Raw genomic sequence first — 7259 nt, forward strand, 5'->3', positions numbered from 1 at the left:
TCTACTGCCCCAACTTTGCAACAGCACCACTTCGAGCCAATTCGGTTGCCTTCGGCGCGGCACAAATCGCACATGGGCCGATCATCAGAAACGAGCGTGGTTCAGCTGTTTTCGCAACTTTGCCGGAATCTGCGCCATCTCTGCTACTTTCACTGTCTCTTCAGCAGCGCACACAGCTGCACCGCTACCCGGAACTTGACTAGTTCAGCGATCGCTGTATAGTTCAGCGCATGCTGACTATTGCTTCGCGTCTCGACGTGATGAACCGCCTGGGTCGTGCACTGGCCGACCCCACTCGATCCCGGATCATCTTGACCCTGCTCGACCATCCCGCCTACCCGGCGGAACTATCCCGAGATCTGGACCTGACACGCCCGAACGTGTCCAATGACATGCTTGCGCGATTGTGGGATTGTCGTCTCCGAGCCCGAGGGGCGTCGGACACGATACGAGATCGCCGATCCGCACCTGGCGCAGGCGCTGACCACATTGGTCGATGCCACCTTGGCAGTAGACGAAGACGCCCCGTGCATCGATCCCGCCTGCTCGCTTCCCGGGTGCTACGCAGCTGGGGAGGACGCATGATCCTCACCTCGGTCTTGCAGGCGATAGGCCTGTTCGCAGCTACCAACATCGACGACATCATCGTGCTCTCCCTCTTCTTCGCGCGAGGGGCAGGCCAGCGCGGCACTACCGCCCGCATTCTGGCCGGCCAGTACCTCGGATTCGCGGGCATCCTCGGTGCCGCGGTTCTAGTGACCATGGGCGCCGGAGCATTCCTGCCCTCGACAGCCATCCCGTACTTCGGTCTAATCCCGCTGGGCCTCGGCCTCTGGGCCGCATGGGAGGCCTGGCGCGGAGACGATGAGGACGATGACGACGAGGCCAAGATTGCCGGCAAGAAGGTTGGCGTGGGGACAGTCGCAGGCGTCACCTTTGCCAACGGTGGCGACAACATCGGCGTCTACACCCCTGTATTCCTCAGCGTGGAACCTCTCGCAGTAGTCGCCTACTGCGTTATTTTCCTCGCGCTCGTTGCGGTCCTGGTGGCCCTGGCAAAGTTCGTCGCAACCCGCCCCCCGATCGCGGAAGTGCTCGAACGCTGGGAGGGCATCCTCTTTCCCATCGTTCTCATCGGCCTCGGTATCGTGATCCTCGTCAGTGGCGGAGCCTTCGGGCTCTGACGGAGCAGCAGTGTTCCAAACGGCCCCGACCGGGCGTTATCGGTGGCTCCTATAACGCCCGGAAGGTCTTTTTGAAGCGCTGTCGGGGCGTGTGAATCTAATCACACAGAGTTTACAGAATCCCAGCAATTAAACTTTCGGCTATCCAATTTCACCCGCGGACGCAATGAGACTAGCACCGACGCTTTCCCCAACGCGCCACCGCTTGCGGCGTAGCCCGACCAAGGCCACCGGCTGGTTCTCAAACGAGGACGAAGCCCGTGGCCTAGAGCTCGTGGTCGAGAGCCGAAATTCGGCCTAAAACCGCGTTTAGCCAAAGAAAAATGACCCCTAGAATCCGCCCCTTCCAGCCTTTCTTTGAGGCTGGCGGCTAAGTTAAGAAGTTCGACTGAATTATCTGCGGGACGCTGTTGAGACAGGTTCCGCTGTGCGGCGCGCACGAGCCTTGCAAGCCTTCCAGTGTCACGGGCCAGTGGGGAAGTGGAAGGCAGCTCCGCTTGTATTGCTTGCAGGTGTCCGGCTGCACTGTTGGCGGCGTCTAGTGCGTACTCGTAGTCTCCAGTATCCCCGTGCGCTCCAATAAACAAGGCGCACAGGTGCGTGTCCTAGGCTTTTGGTTAGTGAGCTGACACACAGAAAAAACAAGAAATTAGTCGTCGGTTTTGCAGATGTGAAGCACTCCCCTAAGTCACAAACTCTGGTGTAGTTTTACTGCTTCTACAAAAAGGGTAAGTGCGCTTTTAGATTGTTTGAATTACTGGTGGAGTTTGAACTCTACGAGGTCGACTTCGTCATCGGCAGCTAATCCGGGATAGTGAGTATCTAGCGCTTCCTGAAGCTCGGTGAGAGAACCAAAACCGTCATTTCTAGCTTGCTTTTCCGACAATTCACTTCGCTGGGTCGAGACAACGGACGTGACCTGTGCAGGAATGGTGACGACCTCTCCGGATTCTTTCTCGAAGACAATTTGGGCACTTCCTTCATGGAAAGGATCATCTACCCGGATGGTTTGTTGCTTTTCTCCGCTACGAATTGATTCCTCGTAGCCTTCCCACATGTAGATGCGCTGCTCTTGTTCCATATCTCGCCAGTTGAATGCGAAAGGCAAGAGTTCTTCTACGGTAAGTGCTTCAAGTCCATTGCTTCCGCGCACGATGCACCGAATGGACGGATCAACATCAAAAAGCACCTGGCGGCATTTACCGCAGGGAGGAATAACTTGACCAGTAGGTCCGTATACGGCGACTACTGCTTGGATTGGGTCCTCTGGATAACTAGCAGCATGGTTAGCTAAAGCCGAGACTTCCCCGCAAGGACCACCGAGGAAGTGGTGCGCGTTCAAACCGAGTACGTGTTTGCCTGATTTGGTGAGGAGTGCTGCGGCTACAGTGTGGTCTTCTCCGTCTTGAAAACGCTGTGCATGGGTGGTTGCTTTGGCTAGTAAATTTCGAAGTTCGTTGGTAATCACTCTTTAAGGGTAATAAATGCTAACGCGCTTTATCTATGCGAAGACAGAGATCGGGAACACCCCCCCGGATCATTTTCAGACAGGGACGAAAATAAGCCATACCGAAGCCAGCGACTAGTTCCACTGCCACAAGGCAGAAGGAACGCAGATAAACATAGCCTGCCCCAGCATGGGGCTAGGAGTACGAATCCTGGGCTCCTTCAAGCGGAACTGCCAACAACGTAATGGGATTAGGCTGGGATCTGGCGCGGGTCAGGAGGCGCAGCAGGAGAGTTTGGAGACGTCGGTGGTGAAGGACTGTGCGGCGATTTTGATCCCTTCGGCCATGGTCAGGTATGGGCACCAGAGGTTCGCGACCTGGTCAACGGTCATGCCGGCCTCGAGGATGTAGACTCCGGCGGCGGCCAGGTCACCGGCCTCCTTGCCGACGGCGGTGATCCCCACAATCCGTCCGGTGTCGGCGTCGGCGACGATTTTGATGAAGCCGCGGGTGTCCCGGTTCACCAGTGCCCGGGGAACGTATTCCAGGGGCAGGACCCGGCATTCACACCGGATGCCCGCCTCGTTGGCTTCCTTGTCGGTCATGCCGACCGCGGCCAGTGACGGGCTGGTGAACGTCACGCGGGGCAGGTGCCGGTAGTCGACCTCGCGCCCGGCGTTGTTGAAGGCGTTCTCCACCATCAGGGTTCCGTGGGCGGACGCGACGTAGACGAATTCTCGGTGCCCGGTCACATCCCCTGCGGCCCAGATCCTGGGGTTGGAGCTGGCGAGTGTGCTCTCGACCAGGATCTGGCCGGTGTCGCCGGTCTTGACGCCGACGGCGTCCAGGTTCAGTCCGTCGGTGACGGCGCGTCGGCCGGTGGCTACCAGCAGCTTTGCGGCGCGGAATTCCTCCTGGCCCCCGGCGACCGTGGCGGTGACAAGGACCTCTGCGCCGGCGGGATCTGTGCGGACCGAAGTTACGGCTGCGCGGCGGACCACGCGGATGCCCTCGTCGGCGAAGACGCCCATCAGCGCACGGGAGGCTTCCGGTTCCTCGTGCGAGGCAAGCCTGGAGCGGACCAGCAAGGTCACTTTGGATCCGAGGCGGGCAAAAAGCTGCGCCTGCTCCAGGGCCACGTACCCGCCGCCGAAGACGATCAGGGACTCGGGCACCTCGTTCAGTTCCATGGCGGTGGTCGAGGTCAGGTAGTTGACTTCATCCAGTCCCGGCACCGGGGGTGCCCACGGGGTCGAACCGGTCGCGACCAGATAATGGGCGGCGGTCAGGGAGTCGCGGGTGCCGTCGGGTCCGGTGATTTCCAGGACCGGTTCCTCCGGGGTGCCGGCGAACACCGCGGTGCCCTGGCGCAGGTCCCATCCGTAGTCGGCGGCCAGATCCACGTATTTATCCGAGCGCATTCCCTCGACCAGGGAGCGTTTCCCGTCTATCAGTACACCCATGTCCACCGGGGCGGCGGAAGTGCTGATCCCGGGGAACCTTCCGGTCGCATCCACAGCGACATGCCGGGCTTCGGTGGCGGCCAGCAGGGCTTTGGAGGGAACGCACCCGGTGTTCACACAGGTCCCGCCCACCGTGGAGCGTTCGATCATCACGACCCGATTGCCCAGCTTGGTGGCCCGGATGGCGGCGGCGAAGGCGCCGCCTCCGGAACCGATCACGGCTAAATCAAAATCTGGTGCTGCCTCAGGCATTAGTCCTCCTTGGAGTCTCGAATGAACACCCCGGGGGCGTTCCTTTTTGCATGCTGTCCCCAGTCTGCACCTTCCCCTGCACGGGAAGGTCAAGAACGGGAGCGAAGAGATCGGTGTTGCTACGGAAGTGTTGTGTCAAGAAATTCCTTCAGGGCATCGGCCTTCATGGGCCGGGAATCGGCCCGGCCCAGGATGTCACCGTCAGGTGCGATGACGACGGTACTGTCCAGGGATGTGACCGCGTACTTTTGGGTGAGTTCCCCGGTCCGGTCGACAACGAAGGGGTATCCGGGTGTGCCGGCCATTTCGCGGAACTGGTCCACTTGGGTTTTGTGGTCTCCGGCGTCACGTCCACGGCGACGAAGTCTGCCTTATCGGCATATTCCTGTTCCAGTTCCTTCATCGCTTCTGCCTGCGGAACGCAGGTATAGCACCAGCTCGCCATGAAATACAGCACTGTCGGGCGGGTGGAAGGGACGGTGAGGGCCTTGCCGTCCACAGATGTGATCTCGATCCTGTCCACGTTGTTTGCGCCCGCTGGCCCGGCGGCGGGAGCGGTTTCGCTCCCGCGGTTCAACGCAGTGAGGGCCAGGACCAGGATGAGGGCCGCGGCCGCTACGACGGCAGTAATGGTGAAGATCCGCCGGTGGTTTCTGGTCGTTGTCATGGGTTTCCTTTCTGGTTGGTGCGCCCTGGCGCCGTGTCGGGAAGAAGATGTTCCGGGCCGCAGCACGCTTCGGTGCTGTCGCTGCTCTCAGCCCCATCCGTGATTGCGCTGTTGTCCTGTGCCTTGCTTTTACTGCGGCGCCGCAGGGCCAGGGCCGCGGCGGCGAGGACGGCGGCCACCGCGGTGAGGGTGATGATGGGCCAGTTGCCCGAGATGAAACCGGACAGCGCCACGCTGGCTTCGGTGACCGTCCCGCCCATGATCTCCCCGGCCTGCCCGCCGGACAGGGCCGGAACCCAGTAGAGCAACAGGTAGATCCCTGCGAGGATAAGCGCGGCTCCGCCGAGACGATTAACAAACGGCAGGATCCTTCGGACGTGGCGTGCCAGGACGTCCCGCGCTACCGCTGCACCGAGGGACAGAAGGACCAGCACCACCGAGGAGCCCAAGGCGTAGGCGGCGAAGACCGCCAGCAGCCCGGCCAGGCTCCCGGTGGACACAGCCTGGGCGACAACAGCCAGCAGCAGGGCCAGGCTGCAAGAGAGCGCAGCCACCGCATAGGCCACCCCGTAGCCAAAGACCGCCCTGAGGCCCGAACTGGTCCCGTCCGTCTTCAGAATCCGGGGCAGGTTCAACCTCGCCCCGGGCAGCTGCCATCCGAACACCATGCCAAGGCCGGCAACCACAATAACCGCTCCGATCAGCGCCGCCGCCCAGGGAAGCGCCGACGCCACCGACCGCAGGCCTACAGCGGCGAGCAGGCCGGCCGTAACAAAGACAGTGGCGAAACCGGCGCTGAGGGCAACCCCGGCCTGAAGACCTGCAAGCAACGGCCGCTTCCGTCCCGCACCGGGGCCTGAACCAATGAAATACGCCAGATAGGTTGGCAGCATCGCAAACCCGCATGGATTCACCGTGGCAAGCATTCCGGTCAGAAAGGCCAGACCCAAAACACCCGTCATCCCTGTGACCCCGCATCCTCAGAAGCACCGGCCCGGGACTGCCCGGACCGCTCCTGCTCCGACGATGAATGAGGTGTTGGAGTAGAACCCGCGGACAGGCTGGCCCCCGGGCGGGAACGGGCGCAACAATCCGTCCCCGGGCTGCCCCGACGCTGCGCCCGCAGGAGCAGGGCCCCCGCGGCAAGGGCTGCGGCGGCAATGAACCAGAGGTTGCCGGCCATTGCGCCGGCCGCGGCGAAAACACCGGCTGCAGCCGTCAGAACGGGTACCCCGCAGCACACCAGCGCCACCATCACAACACTAAGGGAGGACAGCAGAGTGCCTGCCGCAAGCACCAGGCCAGAGCGCTCCCGGCCCTTCACTTTTATTGACATGATCATCCCTTCATATGTCCGGCTCGTGTCCGGGACCCCGACAGGGGACCCCAACACGAAACCGGACGGCCAGTAGTACGTCACACCCCATTATCAACCTTCCACTAAGGGGGAAGGTCAAGCTGGCGACGGGACCTGTTGGTTTGCGGGTGCCGATGCGGAACGTTCCAGTACGATGGAAGGGTCATATGCGATTTTTTGGAACGAGATGAGGACCCGAAATGCGAATCGGTGAAGTTGCTGATGCTGCCGGTATAACAACCAAGACGATCAGGTTCTATGAGGACCGGGGCCTGCTCCCACCGGCTGAGCGCTCGGCCAACGGCTATCGTGACTACACCCACGACACCCTCAGCCGCCTCGAATTCATTCGCCGCAGCCAAATCGCCGGGCTGACCCTGGCGCAGATCCAGGGCATTCTGCGGATCCGCGATAGCGGTTTGACGCCTTGCACCCACGTACGGGATGTCCTGGGGAAACAGTTGCAGGACCTGGACCGGAAAATCGCGGAGCTCACCGCGCTCCGGGTGACCGTGGCCGAACAATATGCAACCGCCGAGGTGGCCGACCCTCAGCGCTGCGATGCTGAACAAATCTGCAGTTACATCTGAGCCCGCCGCAGGCTAAGGGGCTTCACTGAGCCGGCTCCCGCCGCGGCCAGTGCCGTCCGCAGTTACGCAGCACCCGGCTCCACGGCACGGAAGACCTCCGTGCCCGCGGCGTCCAGGATTACAGCGGTGCTTACCTGGTTTATCCGGTAGGCGGTGATGAGCCGCGTATCGGTATCAGAGGCAAAGGCCAGGGATGACGCCCCATTTCCGGCCAGGAATTCCCTGATTTCATCGGCCGTCTCGTAGGACGGTGCTGTTGCAAACTTCAGGCGGAGAGCCGAGACGACCCAGTTTCTCA

At 61.4% G+C, this 7259-nt stretch carries 9 protein-coding genes and 1 pseudogene; 4 read left to right on the top strand and 6 right to left on the bottom strand.

The features are described 5' to 3' along the window. From HMPREF2743_RS12460 to HMPREF2743_RS07130, 3 genes and pseudogenes are all read left to right on the top strand, one after another. Positions 1 to 203, top strand: a 203-nt coding sequence (locus HMPREF2743_RS12460) for a hypothetical protein (protein ID WP_083321616.1), incomplete at its 5' end; no start/stop codon positions are given. A 27-nt stretch (positions 204 to 230) separates the two neighbouring features. Then, positions 231 to 585, top strand: a pseudogene (locus HMPREF2743_RS12465) (ArsR/SmtB family transcription factor). Continuing rightward, on the top strand, positions 582 to 1184 hold the full coding sequence (locus tag HMPREF2743_RS07130) for a cadmium resistance transporter (RefSeq protein WP_070523118.1): 603 nt from the start codon (positions 582 to 584) through the stop codon (positions 1182 to 1184). Before HMPREF2743_RS12465 ends, HMPREF2743_RS07130 begins: the two are co-directional and overlap by 4 nt. 754 nt (positions 1185 to 1938) lie before the next feature. Here the strand turns inward: HMPREF2743_RS07130 and HMPREF2743_RS07135 are convergent. The 5 genes from HMPREF2743_RS07135 to HMPREF2743_RS07155 all read right to left on the bottom strand — a co-directional run bounded on the left by HMPREF2743_RS07135 (position 1939) and on the right by HMPREF2743_RS07155 (position 6350). Then, entirely contained in the window at positions 1939 to 2652 is a 714-nt protein-coding gene (locus tag HMPREF2743_RS07135) for an ASCH domain-containing protein (RefSeq protein WP_070624761.1), read from the bottom strand. A gap of 252 nt (positions 2653 to 2904) precedes the next feature. Further along, positions 2905 to 4347, bottom strand: a complete 1443-nt coding sequence (gene merA / locus HMPREF2743_RS07140; protein ID WP_070818471.1) for a mercury(II) reductase — start codon at positions 4345 to 4347, stop codon at positions 2905 to 2907. 163 nt (positions 4348 to 4510) lie between these two features. Further along, positions 4511 to 5014 carry a thioredoxin domain-containing protein gene (locus HMPREF2743_RS07145; protein ID WP_239121750.1) on the bottom strand — a complete coding sequence of 168 codons (504 nt, stop codon included), beginning with the start codon at positions 5012 to 5014 and terminating at the stop codon, positions 4511 to 4513. Next, positions 5011 to 5976 carry a cytochrome c biogenesis CcdA family protein gene (locus HMPREF2743_RS07150; RefSeq protein WP_005532162.1) on the bottom strand — a complete coding sequence of 322 codons (966 nt, stop codon included), beginning with the start codon at positions 5974 to 5976 and terminating at the stop codon, positions 5011 to 5013. The genes HMPREF2743_RS07145 and HMPREF2743_RS07150 overlap by 4 nt, the downstream gene beginning before the upstream one ends. Beyond that, on the bottom strand, positions 5973 to 6350 hold the full coding sequence (locus tag HMPREF2743_RS07155; protein ID WP_070818472.1) for a hypothetical protein: 378 nt from the start codon (positions 6348 to 6350) through the stop codon (positions 5973 to 5975). The genes HMPREF2743_RS07150 and HMPREF2743_RS07155 overlap by 4 nt, the downstream gene beginning before the upstream one ends. A gap of 227 nt (positions 6351 to 6577) precedes the next feature. On the opposite strand from HMPREF2743_RS07155, the gene HMPREF2743_RS07160 reads away from it, so the two are divergent. Then, positions 6578 to 6961, top strand: a complete 384-nt coding sequence (locus HMPREF2743_RS07160; RefSeq protein ID WP_369815758.1) for a heavy metal-responsive transcriptional regulator — start codon at positions 6578 to 6580, stop codon at positions 6959 to 6961. A 62-nt stretch (positions 6962 to 7023) separates the two neighbouring features. Here HMPREF2743_RS07160 and HMPREF2743_RS07165 read toward each other — a convergent pair whose 3' ends face one another. Further along, a complete protein-coding gene (locus HMPREF2743_RS07165) occupies positions 7024 to 7230 on the bottom strand; it encodes an alkyl hydroperoxide reductase (protein ID WP_070818473.1) in 207 nt (68 codons plus the stop codon). Positions 7231 to 7259 lie beyond the last annotated feature (29 nt).

Origin of the sequence: Corynebacterium sp. HMSC036D02, from assembly GCF_001836165.1 — a bacterium.
In the GTDB taxonomy this organism is placed as follows: domain Bacteria; phylum Actinomycetota; class Actinomycetes; order Mycobacteriales; family Mycobacteriaceae; genus Corynebacterium.

What these genes read in the sequence shown, in the direction of transcription:
- HMPREF2743_RS07130 (WP_070523118.1), top strand. Translation starts at nt 582, where the DNA reads ATGATCCTCACCTCGGTCTTGCAGGCGATAGGCCTGTTCGCAGCTACC.
- merA (WP_070818471.1), bottom strand. Translation starts at nt 4,347, where the DNA reads ATGCCTGAGGCAGCACCAGATTTTGATTTAGCCGTGATCGGTTCCGGA.
- HMPREF2743_RS07145 (WP_239121750.1), bottom strand. Translation starts at nt 5,014, where the DNA reads ATGACAACGACCAGAAACCACCGGCGGATCTTCACCATTACTGCCGTC.
- HMPREF2743_RS07150 (WP_005532162.1), bottom strand. Translation starts at nt 5,976, where the DNA reads ATGACGGGTGTTTTGGGTCTGGCCTTTCTGACCGGAATGCTTGCCACG.
- HMPREF2743_RS07155 (WP_070818472.1), bottom strand. Translation starts at nt 6,350, where the DNA reads ATGTCAATAAAAGTGAAGGGCCGGGAGCGCTCTGGCCTGGTGCTTGCG.